General features: G+C 33.8%; 11 protein-coding genes. 5 read left to right on the top strand and 6 right to left on the bottom strand.

Annotated features, from left to right (window positions below):
• Positions 1 to 315: 315 nt before the first annotated feature.
• The gene (gene cobQ / locus ACKI30_RS02115; protein WP_407409487.1) at positions 316 to 1,851 is read left to right on the top strand and encodes a cobyric acid synthase CobQ; all 1,536 of its coding nucleotides are present in this window, start codon (positions 316 to 318) and stop codon (positions 1,849 to 1,851) included.
• A 68-nt stretch (positions 1,852 to 1,919) separates the two neighbouring features.
• Here the strand turns inward: cobQ and ACKI30_RS02110 are convergent, their stop codons facing one another.
• Both ACKI30_RS02110 and ACKI30_RS02105 read right to left on the bottom strand, forming a co-directional pair.
• Positions 1,920 to 2,960, bottom strand: coding sequence for an aldo/keto reductase (locus tag ACKI30_RS02110; RefSeq protein WP_407409485.1), 1,041 nt, complete (start codon positions 2,958 to 2,960; stop codon positions 1,920 to 1,922).
• Between the two features lies 1 nt (position 2,961).
• On the bottom strand, positions 2,962 to 3,672 hold the full coding sequence (locus ACKI30_RS02105) for a class I SAM-dependent methyltransferase (protein WP_407409483.1): 711 nt from the start codon (positions 3,670 to 3,672) through the stop codon (positions 2,962 to 2,964).
• A 99-nt stretch (positions 3,673 to 3,771) separates the two neighbouring features.
• Here ACKI30_RS02105 and ACKI30_RS02100 point away from each other — a divergent pair, with 99 nt between their 5' ends.
• The 3 genes from ACKI30_RS02100 to ACKI30_RS02090 all read left to right on the top strand — a co-directional run bounded on the left by ACKI30_RS02100 (position 3,772) and on the right by ACKI30_RS02090 (position 5,425).
• The gene (locus ACKI30_RS02100) at positions 3,772 to 4,014 is read left to right on the top strand and encodes a hypothetical protein (protein WP_292740137.1); all 243 of its coding nucleotides are present in this window, start codon (positions 3,772 to 3,774) and stop codon (positions 4,012 to 4,014) included.
• A 41-nt stretch (positions 4,015 to 4,055) separates the two neighbouring features.
• A complete protein-coding gene (locus ACKI30_RS02095; RefSeq protein ID WP_407409489.1) occupies positions 4,056 to 4,433 on the top strand; it encodes a winged helix-turn-helix transcriptional regulator in 378 nt (125 codons plus the stop codon).
• A gap of 131 nt (positions 4,434 to 4,564) precedes the next feature.
• The gene (locus ACKI30_RS02090; protein WP_407409481.1) at positions 4,565 to 5,425 is read left to right on the top strand and encodes a CPBP family intramembrane glutamic endopeptidase; all 861 of its coding nucleotides are present in this window, start codon (positions 4,565 to 4,567) and stop codon (positions 5,423 to 5,425) included.
• 108 nt (positions 5,426 to 5,533) lie between these two features.
• On the opposite strand, the gene ACKI30_RS02085 is transcribed toward ACKI30_RS02090, so the two are convergent.
• From ACKI30_RS02085 to ACKI30_RS02070, 4 genes are all read right to left on the bottom strand, one after another.
• Positions 5,534 to 6,019 (bottom strand): hypothetical protein, encoded by a 486-nt coding sequence (locus tag ACKI30_RS02085; protein ID WP_407409479.1) that lies wholly within the window; start codon positions 6,017 to 6,019, stop codon positions 5,534 to 5,536.
• A gap of 493 nt (positions 6,020 to 6,512) precedes the next feature.
• Positions 6,513 to 6,998 (bottom strand): hypothetical protein, encoded by a 486-nt coding sequence (locus ACKI30_RS02080; RefSeq protein WP_407409477.1) that lies wholly within the window; start codon positions 6,996 to 6,998, stop codon positions 6,513 to 6,515.
• Between the two features lie 169 nt (positions 6,999 to 7,167).
• Positions 7,168 to 8,859: an MATE family efflux transporter gene (locus ACKI30_RS02075; RefSeq protein WP_407409475.1), complete on the bottom strand. Its 1,692-nt coding sequence runs from the start codon at positions 8,857 to 8,859 to the stop codon at positions 7,168 to 7,170.
• A 23-nt stretch (positions 8,860 to 8,882) separates the two neighbouring features.
• Complete coding sequence (locus ACKI30_RS02070; RefSeq protein ID WP_407409473.1) at positions 8,883 to 20,399, bottom strand: amino acid adenylation domain-containing protein; 11,517 nt, start codon at positions 20,397 to 20,399, stop codon at positions 8,883 to 8,885.
• A gap of 342 nt (positions 20,400 to 20,741) precedes the next feature.
• On the opposite strand from ACKI30_RS02070, the gene ACKI30_RS02065 reads away from it, so the two are divergent.
• Positions 20,742 to 20,940: helix-turn-helix domain-containing protein (locus ACKI30_RS02065; RefSeq protein WP_407409471.1), on the top strand; the 199-nt coding region annotated here is incomplete at its 3' end.

Here is a 20,940-nt window from a genome sequence, read left to right as displayed (position 1 = left end):
TCATTAATTTAAAAACTAAAAATATTAATTTAATTTATGTAAAAATAATTTTTATAAAATAATTAGTAAAAAAAAGTAAATACATAACTATTTTAATAAAATTTAAATATCATATCAAATATAATAAAAATTACAAAATTAATTTGCGATAATTATATTTTGTTAATCGAGTTTGCAGGAGAGCATAATATTTTCACACAGTCAGTATTACTATTGTTAGTAAAACCCCAGACAAAGGTTATGCATACTCCTCAAATTAGATTAATTTTAACTCATTTTTAAATTATTTATAACATTAACTAGATATATTCAACCATGACAAAATGTATCATGGTTCAGGGAACCTCATCAAACGCTGGAAAAAGTATGCTTGTAGCAGCATTATGTAGAATATATAAAAACAGAGGATACAAGGTAGCTCCTTTCAAATCCCAAAACATGTCTTTAAACTCATATACAACAAAAGAGGACGGGGAAATTGGAATAGCACAAATGCTACAGGCAGAAGCGGCAATGATTGAACCAAGCATACACATGAATCCTGTTTTACTGAAACCGAAAGGCGATTTCACATCCAATGTGATTATTCAGGGAAAATCAATAGGAGACATGAATTTTTACGATTACCAGCACAAATACCATGATACAGCACTGAATGCAATTCGTGAAAGTTTTGAAATCCTATCTAAAGACTATGACATCATCATAATTGAAGGTGCAGGTTCTCCAGCAGAAATAAATATGCGTGAGCAGGATATTGCAAATATGGAAATAGCCCATATGGCAGATGCCAATGTAATATTAATAGCAGACATCGAAATGGGAGGAGTATTTGCTGCAATTGCGGGAACATATGTGCTTTTAGATGATTATGACAGGTCAAGGCTAAAGGCCACAGTCATCAACAAATTCAGAGGAAATCTGGATATCTTAAAGCCTGGTCTTGACAGGATTGAAGAAATTACAGGAGAGCCTGTTTTGGGAGTCCTTCCATATGATGAAACTTTGAAATTGCCTGAAGAGGATTCCGCTTCCCTTACAACACACGTGTTTGCTGAAGACAAGGACATTACCATAGGAGTTATTCGTTTACCTAAAATAGCCAATTTCACAGATATCGATCCGTTCGAATACGAAGAGGATGTTGCACTTAAGATGATTGGTGTTAATGATGAAATCGGCGATGTGGATGCAGTCTTGATTCCTGGAACACGTAACTCAACAGAAGACATGTATGCACTGCATGAAAGCGGCCTTGCAGATAAAATCATAGAAAAGTCATCAGAAATTCCGATTGTCGGAATCTGCGGAGGTCTGCAGATTCTAGGAAACATCATATATGATGAAGAAAAAAGGGAATCAAAACATGGAACCATTAAAGGTTTAGGACTTCTGGATATAGAGTCAAGCTTTTCAAGGGCTGAAAAAATCGTTACCCAATCAACAGCAACAATTCCGGCAGAATTGGAAGGCATAGCGGGCGAAATCTTTAAAAATATAATAGGTGAAGAAGTAAGCGGCTATGAAATCCATGAAGGTACAACAGAACTTCTCAATTCCTGCGGTCTTTTAAATATCAAAAAAGGTCAGGGAAACAACGATGATGGAGTAATAGACGGAGCAAGCAACGGAAATGTATTTGCAACTTATTTCCACGGAATATTTCACAACTATAACTTCAGAAGAGAATTCTTAAACTACATAAGAGTTAAAAAAGGCCTTGAAGCAAAATACGGTGAAGATCCATACGAAACTCAAAAGGATTATTCTCTAAACAGACTTGCAGAGATTGTTGAAGAGAATCTGGATATGGAAATTATCGATGAACTGATTTTTGGTAAAAAAGAGTAACTAAAGTTAAAATCAAATGATTCTAACTTTATTAACATTTTAATCCATTTAATCTCTCTAAGAAAAATTTAAATTTTATCTTTTGTGTGTTTCTGCCATACTTTATCATTATCACTGGCGGTAGCCTTATTGTCAGCCATTACACCCACCAGGTCATGAGCAACATATGGCTCTTCAAGATATTCAACATCATCATTTGTCAATTTCAAATCAACGGAGTTCACCGCTCCTTCAACATGATGCATTTTGGTTGCACCGACAATTGGAGATGTTACCTTTGTTGAAAGCCATGCCAATGACACTTCAGTCATTGATACATCATAATTGCCTGCGATTTCATTGACCCTTTTAATGATTTCCAAATCCTGTGTTTCACTGTTTTGATATTTCAGTTTTGCATAGAAGTCTTCCTTAAGTCTTTTTGACTCTTCACCAGGAAGTCTTGAAAGCCTTCCGGAAGCCAGTGAACTGTACGGGGTTGTTGCAATGTTGTCTGCCCTGCATAGTGGAATCATTTCACGTTCCTCTTCTCTGAAAATCAGGTTGTAGTGACCTTGAATTGATACGAATTTTTTAAATCCATTCATTTCAGCCAAAGCATTTGCCTTTGCAAGCTGCCAGGCAAAGCAGTTTGAAATACCAATGTATTTAACTTTTCCCTCATCAATCACTTCGCTTAATCCTTCCAGAATGTCATACAGTGGAGTGTTGTAATCCCACATGTGATAAATGTAGAGGTCAATGTAGTCAAGCCCGAGATTTTCAAGGCTCTTGTCAACGAAACTGTGAATATGTTCCTGACCTGAGACATTGTTTTTAATTTCATCTTCTGTTCTTGGCAAAAATTTTGTTGCAACCACAATGTCCTCTCTGGAGGCATATTCCCTTACTGCACGGCCAACGTACTGCTCTGAAGTACCGTTTTGATAGCCTATTGCAGTATCATAAAAGTTAATTCCATTGTCCAATCCGTTTTTAATAATCTCTAATGATTCCTTTTCAGGCAATGTCCATGTGTGCATTCCATTTTTTGGATCTCCAAATCCCATACAACCCATGCAAACACGGCTTACCTTTAAATTTGAGTTTCCAAGTTTTACATATTCCATCTCAACACTTCCTCATTATGTAAAATACGTAGCTGTAATCATTACTGTTTTCGCGATAATGTTTTATTTCCTTTTTGATTTGGCCTACAAAATCCCTTGCAGACTTATCACTGCTTATCTTATTAAGATTCTTTTCCAATTTGTTATAATAGCTGTTCCAATCCTCTTTGGGAACGGTCACATAATCAATGAACTCATAACCTTCATTTTTGATTTGTTTGATTTTGTTTTCGATTGAGTCCACTTCATCATAGATATTTTTCCAAAATTTAACACTTTTTGAAGAGGGTTTTTGAATCCAAGACAAGTCTGAAATTATCAGATATCCTTCAGGTTTTAACAATCTCTTCCATTCATTTAATGCCCTTTTAAAACCAATTATTTCAGCCGATGCCTCTGCAAATACAATATCAAAATCCTCATTTGCAAAATCAAGGTCGTTCATGTCCATCCTATAGCTGAATACCCTTGACTGCAGATTGTTTTTGGAAATTTTTTCATCCAACACATCCAAATAATGCATGAATAAGTCAATTGCTTCCACTTCAGCATTTTTAAAATGGTTTGCAAGAAGTATTGTTGATGTTCCTACTCCGCAACCAACATCCAATATATTGAGAGATTCATTAACGTCAATATCAATTTTATCTATTGATTTTAAGGTTGTATCAACACTGCCCGGAGATAATCTGTCCAAATCTTTATACGCCATGTAAAAATATAAGGGAATTTCCATAATTTAACTTTAAACCGCATCATTTAAAAATGTTAACGAACAAATTTAGGTATACCAAAACTTGAGGTGAAAATCATGATATTGAAAATTAAAGCAACAAACAAAAACAGCGGTGAGGTAATTTCATATGATTTGGAAGGAGACTCCGATGCAGGATTTACCTATGAAGGAACCCACATGCAAGAAGTGGCTGACAACAAAATAAGGGAAGTCAACAACAACTTGATTTTACTTGGATCACCTATTTACACCATCAAATCAGGTCAAAGTGAAATTGTTGAAGCAATGACTTTCACCATTGAAATTACAGCTGCATAATTTTGTTTTAATTAAAAAAATAATGAAAAAGAAATTATTTCATTTCTTTTTCCCATATTCTTATTGAATTAACACACTGCCCAGTAGAATTATCACTCAATTTACTCAATAGAAAATGGGTTCTGCAAATCATCTGCGACATGTTTTTTGGAAAAACCCGATTCAGCGAATTTCAGGAGGAAAAACCTGAAATGTCCAACAAGGCATTGTCCAGAAGTTTGAGATTTATGGAAGAACAAGGATTGATTGAAAAAATTGAGGATGAATATTTTTTAACTGAAAAGGGAAAATCATTGAATAAACTGATTTATGATTTGGTTGTATTTACATTAGACAATAACCCTGACCATTATAAGGAAGAAACCGTAATCAAAGCTAAAGAAGGATTTAAAAAGCAGCTATTGGAAAAATCTGATTAGGATTGATTTAGGTTTTAATATAACCTTGGAAACACATGTTTTGTGCAATTCATCCCCTATCTAAAAGATATGTGGCATTATTGCACTTTTAATGTAAAATATTATATGCAACTGAAAATAAATTAATAATCATGACAGAAAATAATGAAATATCTGAATTCATAACATTTCCAAAAGCTTTTGAGAAATATAAATGGTACAAACCACTACTTGTTTTTATAGTAACCTTAATCTTTTACGTCCTATTCAGTGTGGCACTGTTGATATTCAGTTATGGAATATATGGAGAAGCTTTTGTAACATCCATAATAAACGGAGGATATGAAGTCTTAAATAGTGAAGGAGGACTAATTCTTTCTGATTTAGGAATTATTATCCTGATTCCTGCGATATATCTTGCGACAAAAGTCGTTAAGGACAGACCTTTTTCATCCTATTCATCTTCACGCGGCGGATGGAACATTAAGCTTTATTTCAAGGCATTGATAATTCCACTAATTTTATTCCTTATCTTCGAGGGCATTGACGTTGCAATGAACGGAGCTAAGGGCACATATCACTTTTCAATAGGTTTTTTACTTATCTGTCTGATTCTTGTGCCTCTCCAGTGCATAGCTGAAGAATACTTATATCGCGGATTGATCATGCAGACTTTAGGGTCATGGTTTAATATACCTATCCTGGCAATAATCATCCAGGCAATAATTTTTTCCGTATCTCACGGATACAACACCATAGGACTCGTTGAAATCGTTGTTGCAGGCATTATTTACGGATTCTTTACTTGGAAAACCAACGGTATAGAAGTAAGTTCCGCTTTGCATACTGCAAACAATTTATCCATCAGCCTACTCGTCATGTTCGGTTTATCCTCTTCAACTTCATCAGCTTTATTAAACGATGTTATAATAGCAATAGTATTTGAAATACTGCTCGCAATATTAATGTACTACATCGGCAAAAAAACCAACTGGTTTGGAGAATTAGAGTAAACACAAAAATGATTGTTCAACTTTGAATAATCATTTATTTAATTTTTTAAAGTTTAAAAAAAAAAGAAAGTTAGGAGTTCAGGACTCCTATTGGTTCCAGTTTTATATTTAGAATGCTACTGGGGAAACATTGTTGTTTTTGTTGAAGTCAGTTAACATGGATGCTAATTTTGCTGTGTCCATGCTGCTGGTGTCTTTTGCCCAGAAGGTTACGATGTATTGTTCGTTTCCTTGTTTTACTACTTCAGAGACTCCGTGTGTTGCGTGGTCGTAGTCTTTGAAGCTTGCAGTGTTGTCAGCATTTTTGTTCACTGCCATGTCATCATCACCGTAAGTGTATTCTCTACCGTCATGGTGAATGACGTGATCAAGGACGTCATCGTTTTCCATGTCATCGTAAACATCATCATTTACATTTTTGTAGATGCAGACTCCTGCATCCTGATTTCCGTTCGCATAAACTGAATAATACTCTCCACTATAAATACTTCCAAATGAATTATCTACCTTAAAGTCGTTGACGCTTGCAGCGCAAGCACTTCCGATTAAAAGGGAAGATACCAATACTAAAAATAATACTCCTTTTAAGTTCATTTTAAATCACCTTCGTTGTTTAATTATATGGAAACGGCAGTATATAAATGTTTTCGAGTGCAAGTGCTTACTTACATCTTAAAAATAGAAAATAAGGAAAATAATTTGAGAAATAATGTAAATATACGTTTTAAGTGAATCTTAGTGAAAAATTTACTCATATAGATACACATTGATTATTATACGGCCAACATTCAAACATTTCAAATGATCATACATTCCATCCTTGATTATCACCAAGCATAGCATACATCTGCAAGCATTAGATAATTCATAAAAACAGTGAAAGCATGTATAAGTAATATTCTTTATGATGCTTTCAATTTGTGCAATTCATCTAAGACCAATAGACGTCTCAGTATTCTCACACATTTAGCAAACACATCAAAAATAGATTATTCAACTTTGAATAATATGCCATTAAATTTTTTAAGTTTTAAAAAAGAAAAAGAGTTTAGGAGTTCGGGACTCCTATTGGATCCAGTTTGCATATTTAGAATGCTACTGGAGAAACATTATTGTTTTTGTTGAATTCACTTAACATGGATGCTAATTTAGCGGTGTCCATGCTGCTTGAGTCTTTAGCCCAGAAAGTAACAATGAATTGTTCGTTTCCTTGACTTACAACTTCAGAAATACCATGAGTTGCGTGATCATAGTCAGTGAAGTTTGCAGTGTTGTCAGCATTTTTGTTCACTGCCATGTCATCGTCACCGTAAGTGTATTCTCTACCGTCATGGTGGATAACGTTATCAAGGATGTTGTCGTTTTCCATATCATCGTAAACGTCGTCATTTACATTTTTGTAGATGCAAACTCCTGCATCTTGATTTCCGTTAGCATAAACAGAATAATATTCACCACTATATAAACTTCCAAATGAGTTGTCTACCTTAAAGTCATTGACGCTTGCTGCACAAACGCTTCCGACTAAAAGAGAAGATACCAATACTAAAAATAATATCCCTTTTAAGTTCATTTTAAATCACCTTCGTTGTTTAATCATATGCAAACAAGAATATATAAATGTTTTCGACTGCAAGTGCTTACTTACCGATTTTAAACTAAAAAAACTGAACAATTGCGTATAAAATATATTACATACTGTTCAATGTTAAAAAAAAGAATTAAAAAAGGATTGAAAAATCCTATTTAATTGTAATTAAATTACTGTTCATTCCCAATACTTCAGTATAATCTCGTGTTATTGTAAATTCAGTCTCATTTTTAAAAGAGAAATCTTTCTTGTTAACCCCTAAATCTTTAATGTAAATCTTAACTGATTCTTCACTGACGTCCAAAATTATGTCAACAGGGTTAAGTTTATCATTTGTTTCAATTATATTGATTAAGAATTCTTCTAAAGATGTGCAAACGCAATCAGAAAATTTGTTATCATTTAATCGATTTTTAATTGATGATACTAACTCTTTAACTTCATTAACATCCGCATCTACAGTATATTCCCAAAAGTTTTCTCCAGGAGTTTTGTTCATAAAAATTCCATGATATTCTCCATTGGAGTTTTTGCTCAGATATTTGGAATAGCTGAAGATTCCGAATAATGAGAGTGCTCCGACACAGAATGGTGTAATCCAGACACTGTCTGAACCGATTACTTGCGGCAATAACAACAGCATCGCCACTACAAGTATCAGATTGAAGAAGAGTGAAACAATATTAGAAACTTTTGTTTTTTGAATAGCCTGAGTATAGAATATGTAAAAGAATACAAAACCAAGGGGTAAAAAGTACAGTCCATATAATCTGAGTGCATGAGAGACTGCTGCATGGTAATGTGCATCCACTGAATATAATGTTAGTATAGCATTCGGGAATAAAACCAAAACTGCAGTAAAAAATACGCTTGTAATCAGTATGAACCTGAATGAAATTTTTTTGATATATTCGATAGCAGTATAGTCCCTGTCCTGATGATAAACTGATAATATAGGGGATACGGTTTGCACAAGTCCAATGAAAAATATGGATATTATAAGTAATGTATTTGTACAAATCTGCTGTTCAACAAGTCCTTCATTACCCATGAGGTGAATAATGACTCCGTTATACATAAGCCCAGTTAGGGTTAAATATATCTGGGTTGAAGCGCCTCCAAAACCAGATCTGCAGATGTTTATAAAATCTTTTATATTTGTAGTGAATTTGACTTTTACGATTTTTAAAGTTCTGCTAGATTTAAAGAAATATGTTGCAATATAAAGTGATCCTCCAACGAAACTGAGAGCAGTAGCTAGACCTGAACCACCCATGCCCATATGGAAATAATACATTAAGATAATGTCAAATGTAGGGTCTATAATACTTGCAATTATCAGTGCTGTGGATGTGAATTTTGGCATACCGTCAGTTCCAACAAAATAAAACATGCAGAACATAAAGCAAAAGAACGGCACTCCAAGAATATACATTCTGAAATAATCCAAAGCATATGGATTAACATTCGGGGAATTGGATAGAAATCCGATTATTACATTAGGGAATATCAATCCGATAACAGCTATAACTATCCCTATAAGCAGTATAGATATTACTGCAACCGAAAAAATCTTATTGGCTTCATCTTCATCAAATCTTGCCTTAGCGGAAGCACAAATCAGACTGCCCCCTAATCCAATCATCCAGCATAAAAGATTAACGAAACATATGAATGGAAATATAATCTGCAAACCTGAAAGTGCCTCCACACCTAAAAGTGCTGAAACTATCAGTGCATCAACGACCACAGCCATGTTGGATGCAAAGATGCTCAATACTGTTGGAAAAAAGTACTGCCAAAATTTGCTTTTAATTAATTTATTGTTTCTCTCAAATTGCATAATTTTTCACCGTGTTATTGGATTTAAAAAAAGTCCAAATCTTTCAATAAGTTTATAAATCCAGATAAGTATTCCTCACTTGGTTGCGGCCATTCAAAGCCCAATTCGCTTAATACTTTTTTGGTATATTCCTTATCAGCCGGAAGATATTCATCTCCTAAGCCATCATCCTCATTTAATAGGGTGGCAATACCGAACATTCCTTCCTGTCTGGATTCATCCTTTAAAATGTCGTTTAAGGATTCTTTGAATTTTTCATCATCTACGATTTTCATATTCAAATTCACTTTCTTGAATACATCAATCAGTTTTCTGAATTTAACAAGATTATCAGTAGCCGGATGGAAAACAGTACATTCTTTTGGTGTTTTTGACAGCATTACAATTGATTTTGCAGTTAAATCAATAGGGCTGAATTCCATTTCCTCCTGCGAAATGGACTCAGAAATCATTCCAATTGTAACATATGACTTTAAAAGTTTTATGAATGCATTTGTTTCATAGTTTATCTGGAATTTGCTATCATAACTTCTGGCCATGAGATTTCCAACCCTCATTATTTTCACATCTGCATTATCATTGACGACTGACTCTAAAATTGCTCTTTCAGCTAAAAATTTACTTTCCACATATTTATTGCTGATAAAGTCTTGTCCTATAAACAGCTCATTTTCATGAAGAATGTCATTTGATATGTCTTCAATGCGAATACCTGCAACACTAACAGTTGAAACCTGTACAAATCTCGCATTTTTGGATTTGGCAAATTCCAAACAGTTTATTGCTCCATCCAAATTAATATCTTTTATTTCACTACCGTGAGCAAAGTGCTTTACGTTAGCTGCGCTGTTAATGACTGTATCAATATTAATGGAACTTAGCTTTTTAAAGTCATCCTTATTGGTAATGTCACCTTCAATAAGATGCAGTCTGTCTTTAAATTCAGCAAAATCATCTTCAAAGTAGTAATTCAGCAATCCATCCAAACGTTCTTCGATTGTTGAATCTTTTTTGGATCTAATTAAGCAGTAAACATTGCCTTTTTCACTTTCAAGCAATTCATTAAGTATATGAATTCCTAAAAATCCTGTAACTCCTGTTAGGAGGACATCACCTAATTCATCATCACATTTTTCGCCATAAAATGAATCGATATTGTTTTTATCAAGAAGATTATTGATTTGACTATAGTCGTAGTCATCATTTTTCTCTTCACCTGATTGCTGTTGTGTTGACAGGATAATTTTTGCCAATGATTTTGGAGTTGGATTGTCAAATAAATCAGCATAAGTAATGGTATATCCTTCGTTTAGGGCTTTGTAAATAATTTTAATTACAAGCATTGAATCTCCACCCATTTCAAAGAAATCGTCAGTTGTACTGACTTTGGTTACTCCCAGTAACTCTTCAAAGCATTCGACGAAAAATGCTTCAACATCGTTTTCAGGAGCAACATATTCTCCGCCTAAATTGCTTAAATCAACTTCAGGTAATGCACGTTTGTCAATTTTACCATTGACATTTAATGGAAGTTCATCCAATTTAACTACAAATGAAGGAACCATATAATCTGGCTTGCGGTCACTGACATATTCACGAATATCATTTCTAAGGTTATTTTCATCAGCTTCATCACTTACAACAACGTAAGCCACTAATTCATTGTTTCCTTTATTGACAACAGTTTGAACAGTAACATCTTCAACAAATGGAATCTTTCTGATTACTGATTCAACTTCAGGCAGTTCTACACGATTTCCACGGACTTTGACCTGGCTGTCACGACGACCTACAATACCTAAAGTACCGTCAGGCAGGAATCTCACCATATCTCCGGTTGCATAAATGCGTTCATAACCTTTAATATCATCAAACGGATTTTCAAAGAATGCTTTTGCATTCACCTCTTCACGATTTAGGTAACCTAAGCTTAATTGCTTACCTGCCAGATACAACTCACCGACAGCACCTAAAGGAACACGGCGGTGCTGGTCATCTAAAACATATCCTTTAACATTGCTTATGAAACGGCCGATACTGGATGTGTGAATACGTCTGTTTGCAAATATGCTTGTGGATATAGCCAGGTTTTCTGAAGGGCCATAAGATTCAAACGGACCGATGGAATCAGGTGCATTCAATTCACCTAATTTCATTCCTCCAAAACATAAAAGTTTAATGCTGGTGTCCATACCGCTTTCTGCAAACAGCTTGCCCACCTGACTGGTAATAAATGTATGCGTACAGTTATGTTCAATGAAATATTTATTCAAAGAGCCTAAATCCAGTCTGATTTCTTCTGGAACTATGTATAATGCCCCACCAGTAATAACTGGTGAATATAATGCATGAGTATGCATATCAAACACATAAGAACAATGCATTCCATAAACGTCATCGGATGTGAAGTTGGTTTCTGTCACATACCATGATACAAAGTTGTTCAATGATCTTCTAGGAGTCAGGGAACCTTTTGGCGTACCTGTGGTACCGCTGGTGTATAAGACACATGCAACATCATCTTCTTCAACATCAGCAGTCTCTAAATGATTCAAACTACCGATGTCCTCTTCAAAAATATTTGATATGTTTAAAACAGAGATATCCAAATCATTTTCTGTAATTATTCTAAGCATTTTCTGTTCTGACTTGTCACTGACAATGACTGCTTTGGAATTGGAATCTGCTAACATTAAAATAATACGTTCATCAGGATATGTGGTTTCAATAGGAACGTAAGCTCCCCCCATCGCTAAAACACCCATACTTGTCAGTAAGAACAATTCTGAACGTGGAACAAACAAGGAAACAAAATCTTTATAATGAATATCCATGTCAGTTAATTCGTTCGCAATTTTATTTGCAATGAATGCTGATTCTCCATGGGTATATGAGCGATTTTTATATCCAACTAATGTTTTGTGCTCAAATTCCACCAGATTATCATTGAATGCATCTAAAATGTCTGCATATTTGAAATTATATTCAGTTTCATTATAACTGTCTAAAATTTCCAGATCTGTTTGAGAGGTATAATTTATATCTGATAGTTTATCTGCATTAACAAAATCATGTAAAATTAATTTAAATGATTCTCCAATATGTTCTATGAATTTTCGGGAGTATTTATCGGAATATATTATATTTAAACTATATTCACTGCCTTTTTGAACAACATCTACTTCAAGGTCAGTGATGAAATCATTCATATCTTCAATTATTCCATCCCTGACGTTCTTGTCGAAAGTATTTTCAATGAAAGTGACATCTCCTTTAGTAAACCAGTCAGGTTTAAATTGGAAAAGGATGTCTGAAGTGATATCGTATTCACTGGCAAGTAATCTGAATGGATAATAATTGTATCCCATCACACCATAAATAATATCAGACATATAATCAATAAATAAGCTGATTTGCTGGTCTTTACACTCAACCAGTAACGGCAATGTATTTACAAACATTCCAATTGAGTCGAAATTGTTAAATCTGTCACGGCCGTTTTCAACGATGTTGAAAGATACTTTATCATCACCCATGAATCTGGAAAGAGTATAAGCAAAAACACTGGTAAATAAAACATTTTCACTTGTTTCATATTTGTCTAAAAATTCACTGATGTCTGCTTCCAAATCAATACTGTAATTTCCTGGACCATCGGCATCAATACTTTCCAATAAAACGCCCGCCTCATCAATATCTGCTAACATTGATTCATAAAATAATGATGCCTCATCAAATTCATCTTTTTCACTTATTTGACTGTCAAAAGCAGATACTTTCAGGAAGGAGTCGTCAACATCAATAGTCTTGCCGTTAATGATTTCAAATAAATCATGCTCAAATACGGAAGCTGACAGACCATCAAAAATCAGATGGTGGAAAACAGCAAAGAGATTATACATTTCATCATTTTCAACAATTAAAAATCTTGACAGACTGTCCTGTAAATCAAACGGTTTGGTTACAAACTCACGACCGTATTCATCATCAACATCCGATTCAATTGTAATGGAAGGTTTTCTACCTTTTACAAGATAAGGAGTATCATATTCTTCACTGACTTTCATCTCTAAAATAGGATGTGCGGCAAAGAGTTTTTCTAAGGCATCAACTAATTTTTCCACCCCATATTCTCTAGGAATAGGTATGCTGACCGGAATTAGAAATGAATCCGTTTTACTGTTTGAAATAATATCCAGATAAATATTTAATTGAGATTCAGTTAAAGGACATCCTTTTTCCAGGGAATACATATCCAAATCGAAACTTAATTGCCTGATGCTTCCGGCAATTGCTAGAGGAGTGCGTAAACTTAAAATGTCTGCAACAGTAATATTATAACCCTCAAGATATGAAACTAATTTAATTGCTGTTAGAGAGTCACCTCCAAGACGGATAAAATCATCATTTAAACTAATCCTTTTTTGATCAAATATGCTTTCAAAAGCTTCCACGATTAATTTTTCATCTTTGGTACTTGGTGCAAGATATTCAGCACGTAAACTGCTCATATTTACTTCAGGCAATGCTCTTTTATCAACTTTACCGTTAACATTTAATGGGATTTCATCCATTTTAGTTATGTATGAAGGAATCATATAATCAGGTTTACATTCACCGACATAACTGCAAATTAAATCATTTAAAACATTTTCTTCTTCATTTCCAACAACATAAGCTATTAACTCACTGTTGGTACCATGTTTTACTGTCTGAACTGTCACATCTCCAACTTGATCAATTTCTCGAATAACTGCTTCAATTTCGGATAATTCCACACGGTTTCCTCTGATTTTCACCTGACTGTCACGACGGCCAACAATTCCTAAACTGCCATCAGGCAATACTCTTACAATATCTCCTGTACGATATATTTTATCATAATCGCCGCCATCAAATGGATTGTCAAGGAATGCTTTTTCTGTTTCATCATCACGGTTTAAATACCCGTCAGCAACCTGATAACCTGCCAAATATAGCTCACCGCTGGCTCCAATTGGGACTCGTCTGAATTCATCATCCAAAACGTAGGTTTTGACATTGCAGTTACAGAATCCCACTGAGGAGTAATCAGGTTTATCTTCATTATTGATGGATGTAACGAATGCAAAGGCTTCTGTTGGACCGTAAGCATCTACTAACTGATAGTCTTTCGGACTTTCAAATTCACCTAATTTCTCACCTGCAACAAGCAGAACATCCAATGAGGTTTCATCAACACTTTGCATAAACAGCTTACCGACTTGGGTTGTAATGAATGCATGAGAAACGTTTTGCGCCATGAAATAATTGTTCAACTCCTGCATGTTGAGTCTGATGTCTTCCGGAACCACTGACAGACATGCTCCGGCATGCATAACAACAGTAATTACGAAACTGCTTACATCAAAACCAATTCCTGAAAACAATGCATAAACATCAGTGTTATTCAAGTTATAGTTATTTATGTATGATTTAGCGACATTCACAACTGACTTTCTTGTTACTTTAACACCTTTCGGAATGCCTGTGGTACCGCTTGTATAGAGCATACACGCCAAATTGCCGTAAGCAACAGGCAAATTGTCTAAACTTCCGATGTCATCTTTAAGTATTTCTGAAATATTTAAAATAGTGGCGTTTGATAATTCTTTAACACGTTCATATGTTTCATCACTGGCAATAACGACTTTTGAAGCCGTGTCTTCCAGTATAAATTTTATACGCTCATCAGGGTGCTTGTCATCCAATGGAACATAAACTGCGCCTGAAGATAATATTCCAAGAATACTGAACATATAATGCTCACAGCGTTCTGTTAAAAATGCTACGTTATCTTGTGATTTAACGCCTAAATCAGCTAACTTTTTAGATATTTTATCTGCAATGAAAGCTCCCTGTGAATAAGTATATGAGACATTATTACATGATACGAGATTGCTTTCCGGATTTATGGAAAGATTGTCATTGAATGCATCTAAAATGTCTTCATAATCCAGTTCGCAGTCAGTTTTATTATATTCATCTAAAAGCTTCAAATCATCTGGAGACACATAATCAATTTGTTTTAACTCATTTTTATCCAATATTTGAGTTAGAATCTCTTTATATGCATAAGCAAAACGTTTGGCTGTTTCCTGACTATATTTATCAGTGTGATTAATCATGATTGAATAACCATCTTCCAAATCATTTGCAATGCATGAAAACTCACCGACGGTATCTATGGCATAATCTGTGCATATCATATCATTTTTGATATATGATGTATCATTCAAATCGGCATTATATTCAAAGAAAATATTATTGTTCAAATTAAATTCACTGGCAAGTAATCTGAAAGGATAACTACTATTGGTCATTGAATCTAAAACCAAATCTGATACATTGCTTACAAATTCTTTTATGGAAGCATTGCTGCAGTCCACAATCAGAGGTATGGTTCTAACAAAAATACCCACTGCATCTTGAACATAATCCTCATGACGACCATGTTCCATTATATTGAAGTAAACTTTATCTCCGCCTGTAAAACGGGAGTAAGTATAAGCAAATGTTGCATATAATAAATTGCCAACAGTAATTCCATTTTCGTGTGCAAAATCTTCTATTTTATCTTTGATTCCCCGAATAGGAAGAATAACGCTTCCTTCAGAGCCATCAATATCGCTTATCAGACTGGAAATGTCTTCAACTTCAGCAAAATTGCGGGCGAAGAATTCATGGGCCACATCATAGTGAGATTGGAATTTTGCATCGAAAAAGTCATAACTGCTATATACAAATCCAAGATCAATATCTCCTCCCACATCTTTTTCCTCTAAAATGTTATTTAAATCTCTTTTAATTATGGAAAGAGTTGTTGCATCACTTATTATGTGGTGTAAATCGAAAAATATTGCTTTGCGCTCTGGTGCATCAATAATATAAAATTTAGCTAAATTTTTATTTAAATCAAAAGGCTTGATTAAACTGTCCGTCTCATCATTATCAATAACTTCAATTAAAGGATGGGAATCACAGACTAATAACGGCATATCCTTGTTATCCAGTATACGTCCTTTCAAAATAGGATGTTTTTCAATTAATGTATTAACTGCATTTTTAATATCTTCAACAGATTTATCTGAATCGCACTCCACAATGCCTGAAGTTGAATAAGCAACACCTTTGTCATTTACTTTTTCATCCAGATAAACACCCATTTGAGGTTCAGATAAACAGCATACAATATTATCTTCAAATTTATGGTTTGCAATGAACTTTAGCTCATTTCTGATATTTTCAGCAAATTCTTGGTATTTATCTCCAATAAATGTGTCCAGAGCATAAGCACCACCCACCAGATACATTCCATCTGAACGTGTAACATTTAAGCTGATGCCGTAAAATTCATCATCATATACATCTATACTTATCTCATCATTGGATGATAAATAATCATTAATTGATTTGAATAACTGATTTTCAAATACAAATTCATTACTTAAGAAATTAAAAGTAACCGGACAATGCTTAAAATCCAAATCTCCAGTAGTATAAATCAGGGACTCATAATTTAAACCTAAATTATCAATATCTTTAAAAGCGGTTTTTAGATTATATATGTCTCTAATTAATGAAATATAATCATCATCTTCACTTACTTCAATTGGAACTGGATATTGGCTGGTAAACCATCCGATAGTTCTGTTAAGGTTGGATATTGTATCGTCACGACCATGAGACTCACGATTGAAAATAATATCTCTGCCGTAAGTCTTTTTATAAGCACGTGCTATTGCCAGTGCCCAATATTCCTCTTCAGACAGCATCAACGGATTATGAGCATCATAGTCATTTTCAACATTGAATGCATAAATGTTGGTTTTTCCTTTAATATCTGAATCATCCAACAAAGCATTCACTTCAATCCAATGCTCTTTTTCCTCATCGGAAATGTCATATGCTAATTTTTTCACATCTTCAACCCAATCCTTGTAGGGATATGGTCTTAAAAGATCTATTTCTTTGCATTTAATTAAACGGTAATAAATATAAGTCAAATCCACCAATAGAATATTCCAGCTTACTCCATCAATAATCATGTGGTGAATAACAAATAGGATGTAGTCATTTCCATGATAATGGATAATGTTGATGTCAATCAATTTATTGTGGATGTCCAATGATCTAACAGAATTGATGAAAATAATGTTAAATTCTTTATTTAAATCAGTGATTGTATGTTCATTAACTTCACAAACTCTGGTATTTAGCGGACGAACTTCCTGGATAGGATTTCCGTCATCATCAAATTTGTAAACCACTCTTAACATGTCATGAATATTGGCCAGTTCATCTACAGCATTCTGCAAGTCATCTGCATTTATATCAACTTTTGATTTCAAAATGAACTGTTGTGAGAATTCATTTTTATTATTCTGGTCAAAGAAATAACTTTGAATAGGCAATAAATCAATTTCTCCCTCAACAGCATCATAAGAAATATCTTCTTCAAATTCCAGTAAATTTTGTGCTATTAAATAAGGTGTTTTATAATTTAATATGTCTCTTGCAGTACATGAAACTCCGTTTTTCTGAAGTTGAGTAATGACCCGAATAGCGGAAATTGAATCTCCACCCAAACGAACGAAATCATCAAATAAACCAATATTTTCCATATTGAATACACTTTCAAATGCATCTATGATGAATTTTTCAGAATCGTTTGTAGCGGCAACATAATCAACATGCAATCCGCCGAAATCAATCTCCGGCAAAGCCCTCTTATCAACCTTACCGTTAACATTTAAAGGAATTTCATCCAATTTAACAATATATGACGGAATCATGAAATCTGGTTTGTTTTTAGAAACATAATCCCGGATATTGTCGCTTAAAATATTTTCATCCATGTCATTTGATGAGACAACATACGCCACCAGTTCATTGTTGGTTCCGTGTTTTATTGTCTGCACGGTTACATCATCGATATAATCAATCTCACGAATCACCAGTTCAACTTCTGATAATTCAATACGGTTTCCACGGATTTTTACCTGATTGTCACGGCGGCCGACAATACCTAAAGAACCGTCAGGCAATATCCTTACCATATCCCCGGAACGGTACATAACAGAGAAGTCACCATCATCAAACGGATTGTCTAAAAATGCTTTGATGGTTTCTTCCTCACGATTCAGGTAGCCGCTTGCAAGCTGAATTCCAGATAAGTATAACTCACCAACAGCACCAACAGGAACTCTTCTGAATTCATCATCCAAAACATAAGCTTTAAGATTGTCTAGAAGAAAACCGATTGATGAGGAATCGATTTTGTCTTTTTCTTCAATAGCTGTCACTGATACACAGGCTTCTGTTGGTCCATAAGAGTCAACAAACAGGTAATCGCAGGAATAATCCACTTCGCCCAATTTTTCCCCACCTGTACATAACACATCAAGGGAATGGTTGTCAGTAGTGTTTAAAAACAATTTGGCGACCTGTGTCGGAAGGTGTGCATGGGTAATATTGTGATTTTGGAAATGATTATTTAATGTATTCATGTCCAGTCTGACGTCCTTTGGAATGATATCCAAACAGGCCCCACAATACATTGGAACGAAAATACTTTTAATTGCACCTACGTCAAATCCGATGGATGCATATAGGGCGAAAACGTCCTCATGAGATATGCCTGATTTTTTCACATAATAACCGATATAATTTACAAGAGATTTTCTTGTGATTTTCACACCTTTAGGAATGCCGGTAGTACCGCTGGTATATAAAATACATATTAAATTACTTGAAACCACAGGTAAATGGGATAATGTTTGTATATCCTCTTTAAGAATGTCTGAAATGTTTAAAAGTGGAATGCCGTCAGTTAGATATTTTCCACGTTCATAAGTTTCATCACTCACAATAACCACTTTGGATTTTGTATCCCCTACGATGAATTGTATACGATCATCTGGATGTGCATCATCCAAAGGAACATAAACCGCACCCATAGAAACAATACCTAAAATGCTTAAAACATATAATTCGGAACGATTAACCAAAAATGCAACATTGTCATTGGCCTCTACACCAAGTTCCTTTAAATGTTCGGCTATTTTATCGGCAATGAATGCTCCTTCAGCATAGCTGTAATAACTGTCGTTATATGAGACAAGTTTGTCATTGGGATAATTAGCAAGATTCTCATTGAATGCATCCATAATATCCTCATAATCCAAGGCATGTTCAGTTTTATTGATATTGTCTAAAAGTTCAATATCTGAGGAAGTAATGTAATTGATATCGGATAACTTGTTAACTTTAATAATATCATGTAAAATTAATTTAAATGTCTCTCCAAAGTGTTTTATCATATCTGCAGAAAACTTATCTGAATACATTATATTCAAACTATATTTGTCCTCAATTTTAGTTACATTAGCACTGAGAGGATTTATCAAATCATTTCTATCTCCAACAATTCCTCCCTTAATAATATTTTGAAAATTGTTTTTAGGGAAAGTTAAATCATCTCTTAAAAGCCAGTCCGGAATATATTGGAATATTATATCTGAATTTATCCCATATTCGTTTGCAAGTGTTCTATATGGATAATAATTATATTTTCTTACACCTTTAATCAAATCAGATATTTGATTGATAAAAGAATCAATTTTCTGATTTTTACAATCTACAAATAAAGGCAAAGTATTCACAAACATGCCTATGGAGTCAAAACAGTCAAATCTGTCACGTCCGTTTTCCACTATATTGAAAATGACTTTATCGTCACCGGCAAATCTTGACAAGGTATAAGCAAAAACACTTGTAAACAATATATTTTTACTGATTCCGTATTTTTCTGTAAAATCTGTAATATCTGCTTCTAAATCAATACTATAAGTTCCATGCCCATCACTAGAAACACTGCTCAGTAAAGGGTTTACTTCATCACTATCTGCTAACATGGCTTCGTAAAATGAACCTGCTACATCAAATTCATCCATTTCATCCATTTGAGCATTAAATGCAGATACTTCTAAAAATGAATCATCAACATCAGGTGAATCTCCTTTAAGAATTTTCAATAAGTCCTGTTCAAAAACAACACGAGAAAACCCGTCAAAAATCAGATGGTGAAAAACAGAGAATAACTCGCATGTTTCATTAGTTTCAAGAATTAGAAATCTGCATAAACTGTCATTTAAATCAAAGGGTTTAGCTACAAAATCACGAGCAGACTCCTCACTGACAGTTGATTCAATGGTAATAGTAGGTTTTCTACCTTCAATCAAACAGGGAACATCAAATTCATCAGTGACTCTCATTTTCAAAATAGGATGGACTTCAAACATTAACTCTAAAGAATTCACTATATCCTCTGCACAATATTCATTTGGAATGCTGATGTTAAGAGGCATGAGGTATGCATCTAATTTATCATGAGCAATTATATCCAAATAAACATTTAACTGAGATTCGGTTAAAGGGCAGGGATTTTCAAGAGAGTATTCACCATTAACTTTTTTATTATTTTCATTTTCGGATTTTAATTTTGTTTTATTTTTCACCATAGATTCACCTTTTATTCCTTGTAATATATTATAACCATTTTAGAATATAATAATATCCTATTTTAAAAACTAAACAGATGAAAGATTTATTTTTAAATCCAATCTTTCATCAAAGTATTTAATTTGAATAATAAAAAAATTCTTATTTGATATTATTTAAAATTTAGATAAATATCCAATCATTAAATCTAAATCAGCGAATTTTATCTTAATCGTGCAAGAATACCACGGTCTCTTTTTAGGTCGTGGATGAATTGCACAAAAACAGGGTATGGATATTATTAGTTTTCAAATGCTCTCTCACTATTTGTTTATATTATGATTATTTAATATTATTATTGTGTGTTTTTTATAATTTGTAAAAAAATTTTAAAAAACCCTTTTTTGGATGTGATTCATGTGTTTTCTGAATATAATACTGTTAATAAAGGTATTGTGGTTAAATTGTATCCTGATGAAAGTATGAGGGATAAAATTAATCAGAATATTGGTAATGCCAGGTTTACTTGGAATAAATTATTACAGGAATATCAGGAAACAT

Source organism: Methanobrevibacter sp., assembly GCF_045539575.1.
Taxonomy (GTDB): domain Archaea; phylum Methanobacteriota; class Methanobacteria; order Methanobacteriales; family Methanobacteriaceae; genus Methanocatella.
Note: the sequence above shows the minus strand (reverse complement) of the source record. Positions and strands in the feature narration are given on the sequence as shown.